Source organism: Buttiauxella massiliensis (genome assembly GCF_902500225.1).
GTDB lineage: Bacteria > Pseudomonadota > Gammaproteobacteria > Enterobacterales > Enterobacteriaceae > Buttiauxella > Buttiauxella massiliensis.
The window spans coordinates 36,523-54,708 of record NZ_LR722651.1 but is presented as its reverse complement, the minus strand read 5'-3'; the positions used below and the strand labels follow the sequence as shown (position 1 = coordinate 54,708).

Sequence of the window (18,186 nt, the reverse complement as noted above, 5' to 3'; positions counted from 1 at the left end):
AAAAATGCCAGCTACAGCGCCCGAGAGGTGATGAATCGGACGGTTCTGTTGCTGGCCTGCGGGCTATTTCACATACTCGATTTCGTTAACGTACCATTGCGCTTCACCGGCAGGTGTTTGCACGATGGCCAAGTCGCCGACTTCTTTTTTCAGTAGGGCGCGAGCCATTGGCGAATCGATAGAGATGTAGTCTCTGCGCCCAAAAATTTCGTCGTAGCCCACAATGCGAAAACGCATCTGGTTCCCTGCATCGTTTTCAATCTCAACCCACGCGCCGAAGAACACTTTTCCTTCCTGTTGCGGCGAATAGTCGACAATCTTCAACTGTTCGAGGCATTTCGTGAGATAACGCACTCTACGATCTATTTCTCGCAGACGTTTTTTGTTGTACTGGTAGTCGGCATTTTCACTGCGATCGCCAAGGCTTGCCGCCCAGGTGACCTTTTTTGTCACCTCTGGACGCTCTTCACGCCACAAGTAGTCCTTTTCTTGTTTGAGCTTTTCATAGCCTTCGCGGGTAATTAATGGCGTTTTCATCAGCAAGCCTTGCATGGGTGAAACAATTAAAGGTGATTTAAACCGAAATATCAGGGTGATGGCAATCCCGGAGATTTGCGAAGTAAGTCATTATTCTGTGTTAAAAAGTGCCTATAACCATCTGTTTAATATGCTTTGTAACAATTTCGACTAGAATATATACCAGATTTGACTGGTCGTAACGCTCCAGTTTTTTAAGAATACGCACTCACTGTTCGTGCCTTTGGGAGTATAAGAATGCAAGAGAATTATAAGATTCTGGTCGTGGATGACGACATGCGCCTGCGCGCGCTGTTAGAACGTTATCTCACCGAACAAGGCTTCCAGGTCCGTAGCGTTGCTAACGCAGAACAGATGGATCGCCTGCTAACCCGTGAGTCCTTCCACCTGATGGTGCTTGATCTGATGCTACCAGGTGAAGATGGCTTGTCTATTTGTCGCCGTCTGCGCAGTCAAAGCAATCCAATGCCAATCATTATGGTCACCGCCAAAGGCGAAGAAGTTGACCGTATTGTTGGTCTGGAAATTGGTGCCGATGACTACATTCCAAAACCATTTAACCCGCGTGAACTGCTTGCGCGTATCCGTGCTGTTCTGCGCCGCCAGGCCAATGAACTGCCGGGCGCTCCTTCTCAGGAAGAGGCGGTTATTGCGTTTGGTAAGTTTAAGCTGAACCTCGGCACCCGTGAGATGTTCCGTGAAGACGAGCCTATGCCATTAACCAGCGGCGAGTTCGCGGTGCTGAAAGCACTGGTGAGCCACCCTCGTGAGCCATTATCACGCGATAAGCTGATGAACCTGGCCCGTGGCCGTGAATACAGTGCGATGGAACGTTCTATTGACGTGCAGATCTCCCGCCTGCGCCGCATGGTTGAAGAAGACCCTGCGCATCCACGCTACATCCAGACCGTATGGGGCCTGGGCTACGTATTCGTGCCGGACGGTTCTAAGGCATGAGGCGAGTCCGCTTCTCCCCCAGAAGCTCGTTTGCACGCACGCTGTTACTGATCGTCACCTTGCTGTTCGTCAGCCTGGTGACGACATATCTTGTGGTGTTGAACTTCGCCATTCTGCCGAGTTTGCAACAGTTTAATAAGGTACTGGCTTACGAAGTCCGTATGCTGATGACCGATAAGCTGCAACTGGAAGATGGCACGCAACTGGTGGTTCCGCCTGCATTTCGGCGTGAAATCTACCGTGAATTGGGTATCTCTCTTTATTCCAATGAAGCGGCGGAAGACGCGGGTTTACGCTGGGCTCAGCATTACGAATTCCTCAGCCATCAAATGGCGCAGCAGTTGGGTGGCCCAACCGAAGTTCGTGTTGAGGTTAACAAAAGCTCGCCAGTTGTCTGGCTGAAAACGTGGCTGTCACCGAATATCTGGGTTCGCGTTCCTCTGACTGAAATTCATCAGGGCGACTTCTCACCACTGTTCCGCTATACGCTTGCAATAATGCTGCTGGCGATAGGTGGCGCATGGCTGTTTATTCGTATTCAGAACCGACCCTTGGTTGACCTTGAACATGCTGCTTTGCAAGTAGGTAAGGGGATCATTCCACCACCGCTTCGTGAATATGGCGCGTCTGAGGTGCGCTCTGTGACCCGCGCATTCAACCATATGGCTGCTGGTGTTAAGCAACTTGCTGATGACCGCACGCTGTTAATGGCGGGTGTTAGCCACGATTTGCGTACACCACTCACTCGTATTCGTCTGGCAACAGAAATGATGAGTGAAGAAGATGGCTATCTCTCTGAATCGATTAACAAAGATATCGAAGAGTGTAATGCGATAATCGAGCAGTTCATCGATTACCTGCGTACAGGGCAAGAGATGCCGCTGGAAACTGCCGATCTCAATACAGTGTTGGGCGAAGTGGTGGCTGCGGAAAGTGGATACGAGCGCGAAATCGACACCGATCTGCAAGCAGGAGAATTGCTGGTCAATATCCACCCGTTATCTATTAAACGTGCCGTGGCCAATATGGTGGTGAATGCTGCGCGTTACGGAAATGGCTGGATTAAAGTCAGCAGTGGCGGTGAGTTGAACCGCGCCTGGTTCCAGGTGGAAGATGACGGCCCAGGGATTAAACCTGACCAGCTCAAGCATCTGTTCCAGCCTTTTGTGCGTGGCGATAGTGCGCGGAGCACCAGCGGCACCGGTTTGGGGTTGGCGATTGTGCAGCGTATTATCGACAACCATAACGGCCTGTTGGATATCGGCGTTAGCGAGCGGGGCGGTTTGCGGATACGGGCTTATTTACCGTTACCGATGAACAAAACGGTCAGCCAGCTAAAAGAAAGCTGAGTGATAAACAAAAAAGCGAACCTTTAAGGTTCGCTTTTTTGTAGGTCGGGTTAGCGTAGATGGTGGATGTCACTTGCGCTAATCCACCTTACGAACTCATTCGCTATTCGAAAATTAAAGCTTCGGCCCTGCGCTTACAAGGGCTGCACCCGCTGGAGTGTCGGTATATTTCTCGAAGTTCTCGATAAACAACTTAGCCAGCTGCTCCGATTTTTCCTGCCACTGTTCTGGTGATGCGTACGTTTTACGCGGATCCAGAATATTGGCTTCCACACCTGCCAGTGCTGTTGGAACAGCAAGACCAAAGATTGGCAGCGTGAAGGTTTCGGTATCGTCCAGAGAACCATTGAGAATAGCGTCGATAATCGCGCGCGTGTCTTTAATGGAGATACGCTTACCTGTGCCATTCCAGCCAGTGTTAACCAGATAGGCCTGTGCACCTGCCGCTTGCATGCGTTTCACCAGCACTTCTGCGTATTGTGTCGGGTGCAGCGATAAGAATGCAGCGCCAAAACAGGAAGAGAAAGTAGGAGTTGGTTCAGTAATGCCACGCTCAGTACCCGCAAGTTTGGCGGTAAAGCCAGACAGGAAGTGATACTGGGTTTGGTTGGCAGTCAGGCGCGAAACAGGTGGCAATACACCAAAAGCATCAGCCGTCAGGAAGATAACTTTCTTGGCATGCCCGGCTTTCGAAACCGGCTGAACGATGTTTTCAATATGGTAAATCGGGTAAGAAACTCGGGTGTTCTCGGTTTTCGAACCATCGTCAAAATCAATTGAACCATCGGCACGTACCGTTACGTTTTCCAGCAGCGCATCACGACGAATCGCATTATAAATTTCTGGCTCTGCTTCCTGGGATAAACGAATCGTTTTTGCGTAGCAACCGCCTTCGAAGTTGAACACGCCGTCATCGTCCCATCCGTGTTCGTCATCACCAATCAGGCGGCGTTTCGGATCGGTAGAAAGCGTTGTTTTGCCTGTGCCAGAAAGGCCAAAGAACACAGCAACATCGCCTTTTTCGCCGACGTTTGCCGAACAGTGCATTGAAGCGATGCCTTTTAGCGGCAGCAGGTAGTTCATGATCGAGAACATCCCTTTCTTCATTTCGCCACCGTACCAAGTGCCGCCAATCAGCTGCACGCGCTCGGTGAGGTTAAACGCGATGAAGTTTTCAGAGTTCAAACCCTGCTCTTTCCATTGTGGGTTGGTGCACTTGGCGCCATTCATTACCACAAAATCTGCTTCGAATGTTTCAAGCTCTGCTTCGGTTGGACGGATGAACATGTTCTTAACGAAGTGAGCCTGCCAGGCCACTTCGGTAATAAAACGCACCGACAGACGGGTGTCTGCATTCGCACCGCAGTAAGCATCAATAATAAAGAGGCGTTTGCCAGAGAGTTGGGTAGTAACCAGACCTCTCAGATGCAGCCAGGTTTCTTCACTTAGCGGTTTATTGTCGTTTTTACCTTTGCCGTTATCTGCCCACCACAGAGTGTCGCGGGTGGTGTCGTCACGGACGATGTATTTATCTTTTGGGGAGCGGCCGGTAAATATGCCGGTATCTACAGCTATTGCACCAAGATTGGTTTCTATGCCGCGCTCAAAACCTTCCAGATTGGGGTTGAGTTCTTCGTGATACAGAGTGTCGTAATCGGGGTTGTAAACCACTTCACTTGCGTCATGAATTCCATAAGCCTTGAGATCTTGCGGGGTTATGCCTTTAACTCGCATTTCACTGCTCCTTAGCCAATTTGTACTGCCTGAGATTGTAGGGTTGTTTATTGGTTGTTAACCGCGACACCTATCATAGATTTGAGCATCCACTCGAATCCATATATACCCTTCGCCCTTCAAAATTCGGGGGTGTTGGCTGCTCTCATTTACCCGAATCACTTACTTGAGTAAGCTCATCGGGATTCATTCGATTGCCGCCAACCTGCATTTTGAATAGCTTGGGTATAGCGGAAAACGCTGTGAAGCGAGTCACAACGGGGTGAGAGTATGGCAGGAAATGCTAATGCGGCAGGGAAAATATTCTGAATATGTTAAAAAATAGTGCGATTAACGGACGAGGTGTGATTAAGCACTCAATTCTATGAAACGCAGATTTGCCCTTCCACAAATGGAAGGGCAGAAGGCATTAATGCACTTGCGGATCGGCTGGGGATGCGTTGTTGCGGATCTCTGCAATGTCCATGGCGTTGAACACGTAGTGATTGCCGCAGTAGTCACAGTTCATGTCGATTTCGCCTTCTTCAGCAATGATGCTGTTCACTTCTTCATCCGGCAGAGTTCTTAGTGCATCGGCACAGCGTTCGCGTGAACAAGTACACTTAAATTCAACGTCTTGCGGATCGTAAAGTGTCACTTCTTCTTCGTGGTACAAACGCCACAGCACGTCATTAGCTGGCAGGGTCAACAACTCTTCAGCCTTGATGGTTTCAGTCAGTGCCGCCAGGTGGTTGAAATCGTCAGCCTGCGCATCTTGCGCTGGCAGAACTTGCAGCAACATGCCGCCCGCAGCTGGTTTGCCTTCAACATCACCAGTACGGATAAACAGACGCGTTGGTAACTGCTCGGAACGTAAGAAGTAATCTTCCAGACATGCCGCCAGAGTATCGCCTTCAAGCCCAACAACACCCTGATAACGCTCTCCTTGAGCCGGGGTGATAGTAATGACCAGATAGCCATTGCCAACCAACGTTTTCAGATCCGCATCGGCAGGGATATCACCTTTAAAACGCGCAACACCACGCATTTGCTGGTTATTGTTGCCGTTAATCACTGCGAGGGTCATTGGGCCATCACCCTGCAATTGCACAGTAATATCACCATCAAACTTCAGTGTTGCAGTCAGTAGACTGGTTGCGACCAGCAATTCACCGAGAATGTTTTTTACCGGGGCTGGGTAATCATGGTTTTGCATGATTTGCTGCCAGGTGTCGGAAACCGTTACCAGTTCACCGCGAACGGCAAAGTTTTCAAACAGGTAACGATGTAGTTGGTCGTGTTGGGTCATAATTTTCTCTCATTCGGATGACATCTTTTATTCGTTGCCACCGTGTTTAAATTTCATCAAATCACGACGCTCTTTTTTATCCGGGCGTCGGTCGGGGTGGGGCATGGTCAGCGCGTTCATTTTGCGTGCCAGCGCTACTTTTTCCCGCTTAGTGATACTTTCTGCTGTCTCTTCATAAAGCTGCGAGGCATCGGTGGCCGGGCGGCGCTGTTCAGTTAGCGCCAGCACTTTAACGGTTTTCTCGTCATTGCCCTGGCGTAGCGTCAGCATGGCATTCAGCTCAACGAGTTTACTTGGCTTGCTGCGCTGCCCGTTGTAATGCACTTTACCGCCTTCTACCATTTCCCGGGCAATGGCACGCGTTTTATAAAAACGTGCAGCCCACAGCCATTTGTCGAGACGCACACCTTCAGACGATTTTTCTTTCATCACGACTCCTTAGATATCAATTTCGGGAGTAGTCGGCGATAGTCGTTCAATGCCGGATGGTGCTGATAAGTTTTGTCAGCCTGGCCAGAATCGGGATTGGTCACGCCCAGGCAATAACGAATACCAAACTTCGCGGCGGAATCCAGAATAGCTTCGCTATCGTCAATAAATAGCGTTCTGGCGGGTTCCAGCCCGGTATGCTCGGCAACGGCTTGCCACAACCGCTGATCTTCTTTCGGATAACCAAATGTGTGGGTGGAAAGCAATAAATCAAGGTGCTGAGCTAAACCAGTGTGCTCAAGTTTGACAGCCAGATTATGTGGGTGAGCATTCGTCAGTAAAATACGACGTTTGCCACAGGATTTAAGGGCATCAAGGAACGGGACCGTATCTTCACGTATCACCGCGTTTGGTCCCTGAGCTGTAGTCATGGCACAAATGTCCAGGCCCAGACGCTCACTCCAAAAATCCAGGCAGTACCAGTTTAGCGTATGTTGTACGGCGTGATATTCGCGGGCGATCAACTGATGGGCTTCATCCAGTGGAATATTTCTTTGCTCACTGACTGTTTCTGGCACCAATTTTTGCCAGAAGTGGCTATCGAACGCGAGATCCAGCAATGTGCCGTCCATATCGAGCAATACGGTATCGACATCCTGCCAGGCAATATCAATATGCATAGGTTCGGACCTGATTAGAGGAAACTGCGCGACAGGTTAGCACAACCTGCCGCGTGACGTTTAGAACAGCGGGCGTACAGCGGAGATCGTGGTTAACGATGGATTTATACAGTTATCGTAGTACTGCTGGATTTGTGCCAGGCGATTGCGGCTGCGGCGATAGCGGCGAATCGCCAGCACGCCGTTAATGAGCAGACAGGCAATCATGCCGATAAGCAACAGTGTAGTACTGATGTAGCGCCACATGCTGCTGCTATCCGGGATTTTATGCAGGGTGATGTGCTGCGTACCGTTAGCATCCTGGTAGATGCCGGTAATAATGCCCTCGGCGCTAAACGGTGTTTTAAGCAGCATATCTGCCAGGCGTTGGAATTCACTCCACTGCTCCTGGGCTGGAATGTCATACAACGGAACCGGTGGCAAAGGCTGGTCTACGAGATCACTCCCTTCATCGCTAATAATCACATATCCAGCAGGAGCAGGACTGTTCAGAGACTGTGCTGCGCGTGCTGTTTCACGAATAAAGAACGGCGCTGTCGAGGTGGTGACCAGGTTATCTAGTGACTCGGCACTGACCGGTCGCAGCAGAACATTTACGCCTGTGAGTTTTCCTGAATCTGCCTTCTTAGTCAGCGTATCCCAATCCTTGGTATTACCCAGATTGACCAGCGCATTTTTCAGGCGCACACATTCATCTTCTGCGGTACATAGCGCCTGCGTTTTCAGCACAATACCGGCGAAATCATCCAACAACACCATGCCTGATTTCTGAATAGCGCTACGTAGCTGCGGGTTTACTTTTGAATCGTCGCTGGTTTGCGGATGAATTTGCCCACTCACCGCCTGAGTCAGTGCTATGGCTTTATCCATAATATCGGATTCAGGCAACGGCAACGCCTGTGCGTTATTCCAGATGATTTGCGAACAGTCGAAGGGGGTAAACGGATAAGATTGTCGATTGGTATAATTACTAGGCGTGTGGATATTGCACATGCCAGTACCGTTTACTTTCAGCGTATCACCAACACGAAGCGTCGTTTTATCGAGGTCAGCTACGGTGGTCGCTTCTATAGTTTGCGCGCCTTTTAGCTTGGAGATACTCAGTTTTAAAGGCATCTCCAGCGGCACCCAAATTGTCAGCATGATTAAAACGGCCAGGCTTCCAATGGCAATCACCAGATTGCGAACCCAATGCTGAATAGGGAAGTTGCGTACTTCGTCATGCAGTGACAGGAATCGCCCCTGGCGAATAACATGCCTGTCGAGGTAAATATCAATATCGGTTTTTTGCCCCAGGTCCTGAGCAACATAAGGTTGCCAGTGCGCAGGGTAGATCAGATCAATTATCCCCAAAGAGATATTGTTAACCTGATCCTGATTCGATTCCCCAAAAAGCCCCCAGCGCTTAGGTGTCCCACGTAAACAGTGGACCTCACGCAGCGCATTCTTTGCCGGAGGCGCAAATAGGCCCCAAAGGCTCGCAGCCAGTAGCATAAATGCACCACCGACTAACCACGGCAACACAACTGCAGGTGTAACCAGGCACAAAAACAGCATTATAAAGGCGACGCAAATAAGGATGGCTTCGCGTAACCCATCGGGGCGGCTCAGTGCATACTCTTCGGGCGATTCCTGGCGGATATTGAGCAGCTCTATCTGTTCGCTTTCTTCGCCACGAATAGAGGCCTGACTATGAGGATTTTGTTCCAGTGCAAAACCACGATTTTCGCTGCTGTAGTCGATAAGCGTGTGCCCGTTAAGGGAGATAACCAACGGCATGGTTTCAGTACGAATCAACTCAACGTAGTTATCGTTAGTAATGTACTGTTCCCAGAATGGCGGAAGATGTACCTCTACTGAATCAAGGTAATAGCGCCACTTATTCGGGTCGTCAGTTGATAAGCCATAGCGGGTGATGGAGCGTGTGAGAGCAAGTGCTGTGTTGCTCAGGGAATTTAATACTAGTTTTGTCGGTGCAGCACTGGCACCTGAAGGCCCCACGATATCCTGCGTGCGGTCTAATGATTCAATATAGTTTTCAACGGCGCTGCGTTCGTCTGTGGTCAACTTGCGCGAAGTTGCACCGCTAAACGATTGGGCTTGTGAAGCACGAGCGCGTAAACGCAGGCTGCGCCAGATAAGCCACCCCGCAATTAAGATGCAGGCCAGCATAGCAGCTAAAAGAAGTAATAAGGTGCTCATGCCTTCCCCATCAAACACTCGTTTTCTTATTAAAACGCAGCAAGTTGCACCCTTTACAGCATCTGGGTGTAAAAAACGTTATCGGCAGGTACGGCCTCAATCTTGAGGCGTTTTTGTATGTATAGCCTGCTGTAACATAATGTTAGCAAAGCGACTTTACGAGAAATATCAGCAAATTCCTATTTCATTTGTCGTCTATTGACATGTGACGGAGGTCTTGAAAAATCACCTAAAGTTGCAAAAATGTAAATAATAACTAATGTCCGTTGCGTGAGATATGTGGCATAACGCACAATGGAGCACCTGTATTTACTGTCAGCCCTGCAACGATGAGCAAACCATTACAAAAACCGACCATTTTACATGTTGAAACAGTGGCTCGTTCACGGCTGTTTAATGTCGAAACGGTGGACCTGGAGTTCAGCAACGGTGTGCGCCGAGTCTATGAGCGCATGCGCCCATCTGCCCGCGAAGCTGTAATGATAGTCCCTATCGTTGATAACCATTTGATTTTGATCCGCGAATACGCGGTTGGCACGGAATCGTATGAACTTGGCTTCTCTAAAGGGTTAATTGACCCGGGCGAGACTGTCTTTGAAGCAGCGAATCGCGAGTTGAAAGAAGAGGTTGGCTTCGGAGCTAATCAGCTGACATTCTTGAAAAAATTGACGATGGCACCGTCCTATTTCTCCAGCAAAATGAACATCGTGATTGCTGAAAATCTCTATCCAGAATCTCTGGAAGGTGATGAGCCAGAAGAACTACCGCAAGTGCTTTGGCCGATAGAATCAATGCTTGATCTGCTTAACGAGGAAGATTTTAGCGAAGCGCGGAATGTGAGTGCGCTTTTCCTCGTGCGTGAATGGTTGAAAGAGCAGGGGCGTTTGTAACTTTTCTCTTAAAGCCCGTTTCAAGGTGAAACGGGCTTTATCACTACCTAGAACAGCTCGTGGGTCTCGCCGTTATCAATTATCGTAGTCCCGACTTCATGCACAGCCTGTTGCGTCGGTTGGGTACCTTCAATAAAGAATTCAGGACGGCTATTCCCGCCATTGGCAAGTTGCCCGGTGCTGCGATCGATATTGACCGTAACAATGCCTGGTGGCGGCGTTAACGGCTCTTCCGGAACACCTTCCAGTGCGGCTTTCATAAACTCATCCCAGGCTGGTTGAGCACTCTTCGCCCCACCTTCATAACCTGAGATTTGATCTTTAATCGCACCTGATGCTGATGTACGTCCAAGATCGCGACGATGATCATCAAAGCCAATCCAGACAGAAGTCACCACGCCCGGTCCGTAGCCTGAGAACCATGCATCTTTCGAACTGTTTGTCGTACCGGTTTTGCCGCCGATATCATTGCGTTTCAAATCACGCCCTGCACGCCAGCCAGTACCTTGCCAACCTGGTTCGCCATAGATGTTTGAGTTCAACGCACTCTTAATCAGGAAAGCCAGTGGGGTGTTGATAACATGTGGCGCGTATTCAGGGGGGCTGCTCTGCGCAACCAACTCGTTATTCGCTTGTTCAAGCTTCGGCATCGGAACGCTAACATTCTGTTTTTCCTCAGACTGCGCGACGTCTTCTACATTCTGATTTTCCAGCACGTTAGACTTCTGCGTTTCACCATAAATCACCGGGATATCACAATCCGGGCAAGCTACTTTCGGCTTCGCTTCAAAGATTGTGCCACCGATTTCATTCTCAATTTTAGAGATGTAATACGGGTCAACCAGGAAGCCACCGTTAGCCATCACCGAGTAACCACGCGCGACTTGCATTGGTGTGAAGGATGCCGAGCCTAATGCCAGCGATTCGGTATGCACGATGTTTTGTGCAGGGAAGCCAAAGCGTTGCAGGTATTCAGCCGCATAATCCACGCCCATAGCACGCATCGCACGCACCATTACCACGTTTTTCGACTGACCAAGACCCTGACGCAATCTTATTGGTCCGGCATATTCTGGCGGGGAGTTTTTCGGGCGCCAGTCGGAACCCGCACCAGCATCCCAGCGGGAAATTGGCACATCGTTGAGCACGCTCGCCAGCGTCAAACCTTTATCCATTGCCGCTGTGTAGAGGAATGGTTTGATGTTGGAGCCAACCTGACGTAATGCCTGCGTTGCGCGGTTGAACTTGCTCTGGTTGAAATCAAAGCCACCGACGAGTGCGACTACAGCACCATCATGTGGGTTGATGGAAACCAGGGCGGAGTTCACATCCGGGACTTGTCCAAGCCACCAATTATCATCGACTTTACGCACCCATATTTGCTGCCCGGATTGCACCACATCGGTCACTTTTCGTGGCGTTGGGCCCTGAGCAGTATCTGAACGATAAGGGCGCGCCCAGCGCATACCGTCCATATTGATGGAAACGGCGCTGCCATCCGCCAACAATGCGGTAGCTTCATTCGGTGATGCTTCTGTAATCACAGCAGGGAAAAGCGGGCCGTAGACCGGTAGATTCTTTAGCGAATCGACAATCTTCTTTTTGTCCCACGGTGTTTCACCTACTTTCCACAACACGTTTGATGGGCCGCGATAGCCGTGGCGCATGTCATAGGCCATTACGTTGTTACGTACGGCTTGTTGCGCGGCTTCCTGAGTTTTGCGAGTGATGGTGGTGTAAACCTTATAACCATCTTCATAGGCCTTCTCACCATACTTAGCAACCATGTCCTGGCGGACTAGCTCAGACAGGTAAGGCGAGGAGAACGCGATTTCCGGTGCGTGGTAGTTCGCATCGATTGGCTGATTTCGCGCTTCATCGTATTGCGCCTGAGTAATGTAGTTCTCACTCAACATACGCGATAACACCACATTACGGCGGGAAGTTGCACGATCAAGCGAGTAAAGAGGGTTAAAGGTTGACGGTGCCTTTGGCAAACCGGCAATAACCGCTATTTCACTCAGGCTCAATTCATCAACTGACTTACCAAAATAGACTTGTGCTGCAGCACCCACGCCATAAGCGCGGTAACCGAGATAAATCTTGTTGAGGTACAGTTCGAGGATTTCGTCTTTGGTCAGCAACTGCTCAATACGAATTGCCAGGAACACTTCTTTTATCTTACGCGTCAGCGTGCGTTCAGGACTTAAGAAGAAGTTACGTGCCAACTGTTGGGTGATAGTACTTGCGCCCTGCGATGCATGACCAGAAAACAGTGCCACGCTGGCGGCACGGAAGATCCCAACCGGATCGACACCGTGGTGTTCGTAAAAACGGCTGTCTTCAGTCGCAATAAATGCTTTCACCATCACTGGCGGAATTTGATCGAGCGTAACCGGAATACGGCGCTTTTCACCGTATTGCGCGATTAACTCGCCATCAGCCGTATAAACCTGCATTGGAATTTGCAGTCGCACATCTTTCAGCGTGGCGACATCAGGCAACTGCGGCTCAATAAATTTGTAGAGCCCGAAGATCGAGCCTGCTCCCAGCAGAATGCAACATACTGCAAGGATGAATAAATACTTTACGAACTTCACCTTAAATTTCCCATTACGTTTCCATTGGGCAGTTTATAAACAACCGCGCGGTAGTATAAAGGCAAGCCAGTGGCATTGGTATGGCATTTTCCGTAACCGGCGATAAGGAGATCGTAAACATGGTATTCACAACCTGGCAAATTGGCATGGATATTCAACGCGAAAGCATTCGTGTTGTGGCTGTTCAGCGCCAACGGCAAGGGTGGCAACTTCGGCATTGGTGGCAATTGCCATTACCTGAAGGCACCTTTAGCGATGGGCTAATAATGAATACTGAAGCGCTGACTAAAGCATTGGTGGAGTGGCGAAAAGAGTTACCTCTACGTCACCAGATACGCATCTCTTTTCCTGTGTCACGGACATTACAACGCCCGGTCCCGGCACCCGATAAACGTTTGTCTGAACCCGCAAGAGAAGCTTATATCGCCTCAGCAACTGCCCGTCAGTTGCAAATGACATCGGCTCAATTGTGTTGGGATTATTTACCGTCACAAGATGTTGCTGATCCACATTTGATAGTAGCTGCGCGCCAGACAGATGTTGCTGCGTTGCTCAAAAGTCTGGCCGCGATAAGGCTATATCCCACGACACTCACCCCCGGAGCCAGCGCATTGCCGGCACTTATTTCTCCGTGTCGTCTGGAGGAATGTCAGTACCTGGTTCATCAAGAACAGGGCCATTGGTTATGGGCTTCTACCGAGCCTGTGCCACGTTGGGGATGGAGTGATACCAACGCGGTGCCAACAATTTTCGACTTGTGTCAGCAATTAAAAACCGAGCCTGAGTTTGTTGCATTGAGCCTTGCGCAATCGTCACCAGTACCGGCGAAGATTTTATCTTTGGATGCCTGGCGAGCATTTTCCCGTTTACAGCCACCATTACCGCGTAATGGCGCTGAGTTTACGGTCGCGATAGCGCTGGCGATAGGTAGAGTATTCAGCTGATGCGCCTGATTAATTTACTACCGTGGCGTCAGATACAGCGCCAACAACGTATACGCCGCTGGAGCCTTTTATTCAGCCTGATTTTGGTGCTTGTGCCGTTGCTTGTAATGGGCGCGCGGCAGTTCACCGTATGGGAAATTCGCCAACAACAGGCACGAAACGACCACCTGACAAGTATGCAATCAGCATTGCAGTATCTCTATCAGCAGCGGCTGGTTTTACAAAAGCAGAATCAAGAAATACTGCGTTTGCAGCGCATTCGTGAAGAGCAGAAAAAAGCTATTCGGATTTGGGAAAAACGCTTGATTCGTATCGCGAGCTTTATGCCCGGTGGGGCCTGGCTGTCTTCTCTAACATTGCAAAAAGGGCAATTGGTAGTAAAGGGACGCAGCAACCTTCTTGAGGATTTACAGGGGCTGGAGAAGGAGCTTGGTCATCTTGAAGGTGTTTCTACAGTTCGGACAGGTGCGGTCCAGCGCGAAGCACAGGGCGGCTTTGGTTTTGTTTTCACCTTAACGATATCTGAGGTGGCAAATGCCCTGGTTAATTGAACGATGGCTGAGTGGGCCAGGCTGGAGGCGTGTGGCGATGATTACCGTCGTAACGGGCTTAGTCACAGTTGTTGCCTGGATGAGTTTGATACAGCCCCATCATTCTCATTTTTCTCAGTTGGAAGCTGACAACAAGCAGGCAGCTCAACGCATTGCTGAGTTGCAACGCAAAGTCCTTCAAGTTTTACCCTCTGAACTGCACGTGCGTCCATCTAATTCACGGGCATTTTCCGTGGCGGAGTTCGTTGAGGAATCAAAGGGGAAGTTGCTGAAGTGGCAGCCTGAAAATAAGGAGGGAGTACTGGAAATTCTTCTGCCATGGGAAGAACTACCGGGTTTATTTACCAGGCTTGCAGAGTATCGAGTGGTGTCGGGGCACTCTTTCACCATTACTGAACAAGGTGACTTACTCAAGTTTTTGATAAAAATGGAGTTTTCCGATGGAACGTAACATTTTTTGGGTAGGGTTCATGGTCATTTCAACCGTGAGTGCTATGCCTCCAAGCCCCTTTCAGCAGCATATTTCTCCTTGTGAAAAATTGACCGTGCAACTGGCGGCCTGGGGATTACAGGGAGTAATCAGCTCGCCCACTGCGAGTACTGCGCTGATGCTCAGTCCACAAGGTCTCGTGCAGCGAATCAAAGTTGATAAAGAGCTATTTCCCGATGTTCACATTGAAAATGTCGGGATGGGGTATGTGGTGGCGAGGGTTAATCCTGCCTGCAAACCCTCTTCTTATCGTTGGGAAATAAAAGGAAAAACATATGCCATGGATGCGGGTATTTCTTCTGGTGTTGGCTCTGCCCCTCTCCAGCCAGGCTGGTAAAGGTATTTCTCTGGTCCTCGATAACGCGCCGGTAACCCAGGTTTTGCAGGCATTAGCTGAAAACCAAAACGTTAACCTTATGGTTGCTCCTGGCGTGGATGGAGTACTTTCGCTTAACTTGATTGATGTACCGTGGAAGCAAGCATTTGAATTGGTTTTGAATAGTGCGGAGCTTAGCCAGCAGCGTGAAGGTAATGTAATACTGATTTTTCCGAAGGCTCGCTTACGTGAGCAACAAGCGCAAGCGATGGAGCAACGAAAACAGCAGGCACTTGATCAACCGATGTTCTACCAGGTCTTCACTCCTCATCATGCCGATGTTGAAGATTTATCGACATCACTAAAATCTGGTGGAAATAAGTTATTGAGTGCTCAGGGTAATATCACGGCTGACAAACGCACTAATCGGCTGATTGTGCGTGATAATAAGACAGTGCTCAAACAGATTGCTGACTGGGTGAAAGAAATGGATTTGCCAATCGGGCAAGTGGAAATTTCAGCTCATATCGTCACTATTAACCAGGATAAGTTACGTGAACTTGGCGTGAAGTGGTCTACTGCCGAGCAAAAAGGGGAAAGTAAGCTTCATCAGACCACAGGTTTTTCAGCCGATCTTTCCGTCAACAACGCTACAACAAAGGTCGGTTTTAATATCGCTCGAATAGACGGCCGACTGCTGGAGCTTGAATTGTCTGCTCTTGAACAACAGCAACAGCTTGAAATCATTGCCAGCCCGCGCCTGATGGCGGCACATCAACAGCCTGCCAGCATCAAGCAAGGTACGGAGATCCCTTATCAGGTATCCAGTGGCGAGAGCGGGGCAACCGCAATCGAGTTTAAAGAAGCTGTTCTGGGAATGGAAGTGACGCCCACTATTCAGTCAGATGGCAATATTCGTCTAAAATTGCGCATCAGCCAGAACATGCCTGGCCGTAGCATTCAGCAATCTGATGGCGAAGTTCTGGCGATTGACAAGCAAGAAATTGAAACTGTTGTTGCGGTGAAAAATGGCGAAACGCTTGCCCTTGGCGGGATCTTCCAGCAACACAACACTGACAGTAGCGACAGCGTCCCTTTGCTTGGCTCAATACCTATTGTGGGTAGCCTGTTTCGCCATGATGCAAAAAATCATCAACGCCGTGAATTAGTGGTATTTATTACCCCTCGACTTATCCCTGTTTCGTAGCGTTTTCTTTCCTCATCGTGCAGTTTTTCTTTGAAACGTTGCCCAGGTGTTTGACGGCAGAGAGGAATTAGCTTACAAGGTGTACCGTTTCGAGAGGCTGGTTGCTCAAGTCTTGTGACAGATAACCCCGATTTATGCATTTTCTTCTTCTTAAGAAGGCTGGGGAATATAATCGGTTGCCAAACCACCTTGAGTATTGAGATAATTTTCAGTCTGACTCTCGCACTATCGCTTATGAGGTTTCAGTTCATGTCCCGCTGCACCTGGTTGTAACAGGGCGGGTTTATCATCAACGAATTGTCTTAGTAGTACCGAAAAAATGGCAGAGAAACGCAATATCTTTCTGGTTGGGCCTATGGGTGCCGGCAAAAGCACTATTGGGCGTCAGTTAGCTCAGCAACTCAATATGGAATTTTTCGATTCTGATCAAGAGATTGAGAAACGTACCGGAGCTGATGTGGGCTGGGTATTCGACGTTGAAGGCGAAGACGGCTTCCGCGATCGCGAAGAAAAAATCATCAACGAACTCACTGAAAAACAGGGCATTGTGCTGGCAACTGGCGGCGGTTCTGTAAAATCTCGTGAGACCCGTAACCGTCTCTCAGCCCGTGGAGTTGTGGTGTATCTTGAAACCACAATTGAAAAACAGCTCGCTCGTACGCAGCGTGATAAAAAACGCCCACTACTGCAAGTTGAGACTCCACCGCGCGAAGTTCTTGAAGCCTTAGCTCAGGAACGCAATCCTCTTTATGAAGAGATTGCTGATGTGACGATTCGCACTGACGACCAAAGTGCCAAAGTGGTTGCTAACCAGATTATTAATATGTTGGAAAGCAACTGATTCTGGCTTAATCGAAAAAAACGCCTGCGGGCTAAGCAACATCAAGGTGGACTTCGCGTTATGGAGAGGTTAACAGTCACTCTCGGGGAACGTAGTTACCCTATCACCATTGCTGCTGGGTTATTTAGTGACTCGGCATCTTTTGGGCCGCTGAAGGCTGGCGACCAGACGATGCTGGTGACCAATGAAACCCTGGCGCCGCTCTACCTGGATAAGGTGCGTGGCGTGCTGGAGCAAGCGGGCGTTAAAGTCGATTCCGTCATCCTTCCGGATGGCGAACAATTTAAGAGTCTCGCTGTATTAGACACTGTCTTTACTGCGTTGCTTGAAAAGCCACATGGTCGTGATACGACACTCATTGCCCTGGGCGGTGGTGTCGTCGGTGACCTGACTGGCTTTGCCGCGGCGAGTTATCAACGCGGTGTGCGCTTTATTCAAGTTCCAACCACTTTGCTTTCGCAAGTGGACTCTTCTGTTGGCGGTAAAACAGCCGTTAACCACCCCCTCGGTAAAAATATGATTGGCGCGTTCTACCAACCTGCTTCGGTAGTGGTGGATCTCGACTGTCTAAATACTTTACCTGCTCGGGAGTTGGCATCTGGTCTGGCAGAAGTCATTAAGTACGGAATTATTCTCGACGGCGATTTCTTTAACTGGCTTGAAGAAAACCTGGATGCATTGCTTGCGCTGGATGGTAAAGCAATGGCCTGGTGTATTCGTCGTTGTTGTGAGCTGAAAGCAGAAGTTGTTGCCGCCGACGAGCGCGAAAGTGGCTTACGTGCTTTACTGAATTTGGGCCACACCTTTGGTCACGCTATAGAAGCAGAAATGGGCTATGGCAATTGGCTACACGGTGAAGCTGTTTCCGCAGGTATGGTTATGGCGGCACGAACAGCTCAGCGTTTAGGGAACTTCAGTGAGGCAGATGTGCAGCGCGTTATTAAATTGCTGCAACGTGCCGGGCTGCCAGTTACTGGGCCGAAAGAGATGTCTGCTGCCGCGTATATGCCCCACATGATGCGTGACAAAAAAGTTTTGGCTGGTGAGCTGCGCTTAGTGCTGCCGCTGGCAATCGGGAAGAGTGAAATGCGTGGCGGAGTTCCACACGATATCGTTTTGTCCGCCATTGCTGATTGTCAGCAGGCTTAATTATTAGAAATTTCGGTCGCTG

The 18,186-nt window shown here is 49.5% G+C and carries 17 protein-coding genes; 10 read left to right on the top strand and 7 right to left on the bottom strand.

Features of this window, described 5'->3' with window-relative positions; translation table 11 throughout:
* Positions 1-63: 63 nt before the first annotated feature.
* Complete coding sequence (greB, locus tag GC128_RS06840) at positions 64-537, bottom strand: transcription elongation factor GreB (RefSeq protein WP_064514344.1); 474 nt, start codon at positions 535-537, stop codon at positions 64-66.
* A 237-nt stretch (positions 538-774) separates the two neighbouring features.
* Between greB and ompR the strand changes: the two genes are divergently transcribed.
* Complete coding sequence (gene ompR, locus GC128_RS06835; RefSeq protein ID WP_001157751.1) at positions 775-1,494, top strand: osmolarity response regulator transcription factor OmpR; 720 nt, start codon at positions 775-777, stop codon at positions 1,492-1,494.
* Complete coding sequence (gene envZ / locus GC128_RS06830; RefSeq protein WP_151993674.1) at positions 1,491-2,843, top strand: two-component system sensor histidine kinase EnvZ; 1,353 nt, start codon at positions 1,491-1,493, stop codon at positions 2,841-2,843. The genes ompR and envZ overlap by 4 nt, the downstream gene beginning before the upstream one ends.
* A 114-nt stretch (positions 2,844-2,957) precedes the next feature.
* Here the strand turns inward: envZ and pckA are convergent, their stop codons facing one another.
* From pckA to GC128_RS06805, 5 genes are all read right to left on the bottom strand, one after another.
* Entirely contained in the window at positions 2,958-4,577 is a 1,620-nt protein-coding gene (gene pckA / locus GC128_RS06825; RefSeq protein WP_151993673.1) for a phosphoenolpyruvate carboxykinase (ATP), read from the bottom strand.
* A gap of 409 nt (positions 4,578-4,986) precedes the next feature.
* Positions 4,987-5,865 carry an Hsp33 family molecular chaperone HslO gene (gene hslO, locus GC128_RS06820; protein ID WP_151993672.1) on the bottom strand — a complete coding sequence of 293 codons (879 nt, stop codon included), beginning with the start codon at positions 5,863-5,865 and terminating at the stop codon, positions 4,987-4,989.
* Between the two features lie 27 nt (positions 5,866-5,892).
* Positions 5,893-6,294 (bottom strand): ribosome-associated heat shock protein Hsp15, encoded by a 402-nt coding sequence (hslR, locus tag GC128_RS06815; protein ID WP_151993671.1) that lies wholly within the window; start codon positions 6,292-6,294, stop codon positions 5,893-5,895.
* Complete coding sequence (gene yrfG, locus GC128_RS06810; RefSeq protein WP_151993670.1) at positions 6,294-6,974, bottom strand: GMP/IMP nucleotidase; 681 nt, start codon at positions 6,972-6,974, stop codon at positions 6,294-6,296. Before yrfG ends, hslR begins: the two co-directional genes overlap by 1 nt.
* Before the next feature lie 60 nt (positions 6,975-7,034).
* On the bottom strand, positions 7,035-9,176 hold the full coding sequence (locus GC128_RS06805) for an intracellular growth attenuator family protein (protein WP_151993669.1): 2,142 nt from the start codon (positions 9,174-9,176) through the stop codon (positions 7,035-7,037).
* Between the two features lie 329 nt (positions 9,177-9,505).
* Here GC128_RS06805 and nudE point away from each other — a divergent pair, with 329 nt between their 5' ends.
* The gene (nudE, locus tag GC128_RS06800; RefSeq protein WP_134185664.1) at positions 9,506-10,066 is read left to right on the top strand and encodes an ADP compounds hydrolase NudE; all 561 of its coding nucleotides are present in this window, start codon (positions 9,506-9,508) and stop codon (positions 10,064-10,066) included.
* A gap of 47 nt (positions 10,067-10,113) precedes the next feature.
* Here nudE and mrcA read toward each other — a convergent pair whose 3' ends face one another.
* Positions 10,114-12,666 carry a peptidoglycan glycosyltransferase/peptidoglycan DD-transpeptidase MrcA gene (mrcA, locus tag GC128_RS06795; RefSeq protein ID WP_151993668.1) on the bottom strand — a complete coding sequence of 851 codons (2,553 nt, stop codon included), beginning with the start codon at positions 12,664-12,666 and terminating at the stop codon, positions 10,114-10,116.
* Positions 12,667-12,746: 80 nt separating this feature from the next.
* Here mrcA and pilM point away from each other — a divergent pair, with 80 nt between their 5' ends.
* From pilM to aroB, 7 genes are all read left to right on the top strand, one after another.
* Positions 12,747-13,610, top strand: coding sequence for a type IV pilus biogenesis protein PilM (gene pilM / locus GC128_RS06790; RefSeq protein WP_226812013.1), 864 nt, complete (start codon positions 12,747-12,749; stop codon positions 13,608-13,610).
* Positions 13,610-14,161: a PilN domain-containing protein gene (locus GC128_RS06785; protein WP_151993666.1), complete on the top strand. Its 552-nt coding sequence runs from the start codon at positions 13,610-13,612 to the stop codon at positions 14,159-14,161. The genes pilM and GC128_RS06785 overlap by 1 nt, the downstream gene beginning before the upstream one ends.
* 37 nt (positions 14,162-14,198) lie before the next feature.
* Positions 14,199-14,612 (top strand): HofO family protein, encoded by a 414-nt coding sequence (locus GC128_RS06780; protein ID WP_151993665.1) that lies wholly within the window; start codon positions 14,199-14,201, stop codon positions 14,610-14,612.
* Positions 14,602-14,988, top strand: coding sequence for a hypothetical protein (locus tag GC128_RS06775; protein WP_151993664.1), 387 nt, complete (start codon positions 14,602-14,604; stop codon positions 14,986-14,988). The genes GC128_RS06780 and GC128_RS06775 overlap by 11 nt, the downstream gene beginning before the upstream one ends.
* Positions 14,927-16,174, top strand: coding sequence for a DNA uptake porin HofQ (gene hofQ, locus GC128_RS06770; RefSeq protein ID WP_151993663.1), 1,248 nt, complete (start codon positions 14,927-14,929; stop codon positions 16,172-16,174). Before GC128_RS06775 ends, hofQ begins: the two co-directional genes overlap by 62 nt.
* A 319-nt stretch (positions 16,175-16,493) precedes the next feature.
* Positions 16,494-17,015, top strand: a complete 522-nt coding sequence (gene aroK, locus GC128_RS06765) for a shikimate kinase AroK (protein WP_034460280.1) — start codon at positions 16,494-16,496, stop codon at positions 17,013-17,015.
* A gap of 60 nt (positions 17,016-17,075) precedes the next feature.
* Complete coding sequence (gene aroB, locus GC128_RS06760) at positions 17,076-18,164, top strand: 3-dehydroquinate synthase (protein ID WP_034460277.1); 1,089 nt, start codon at positions 17,076-17,078, stop codon at positions 18,162-18,164.
* The last annotated feature ends 22 nt before the right edge of the window (positions 18,165-18,186 follow it).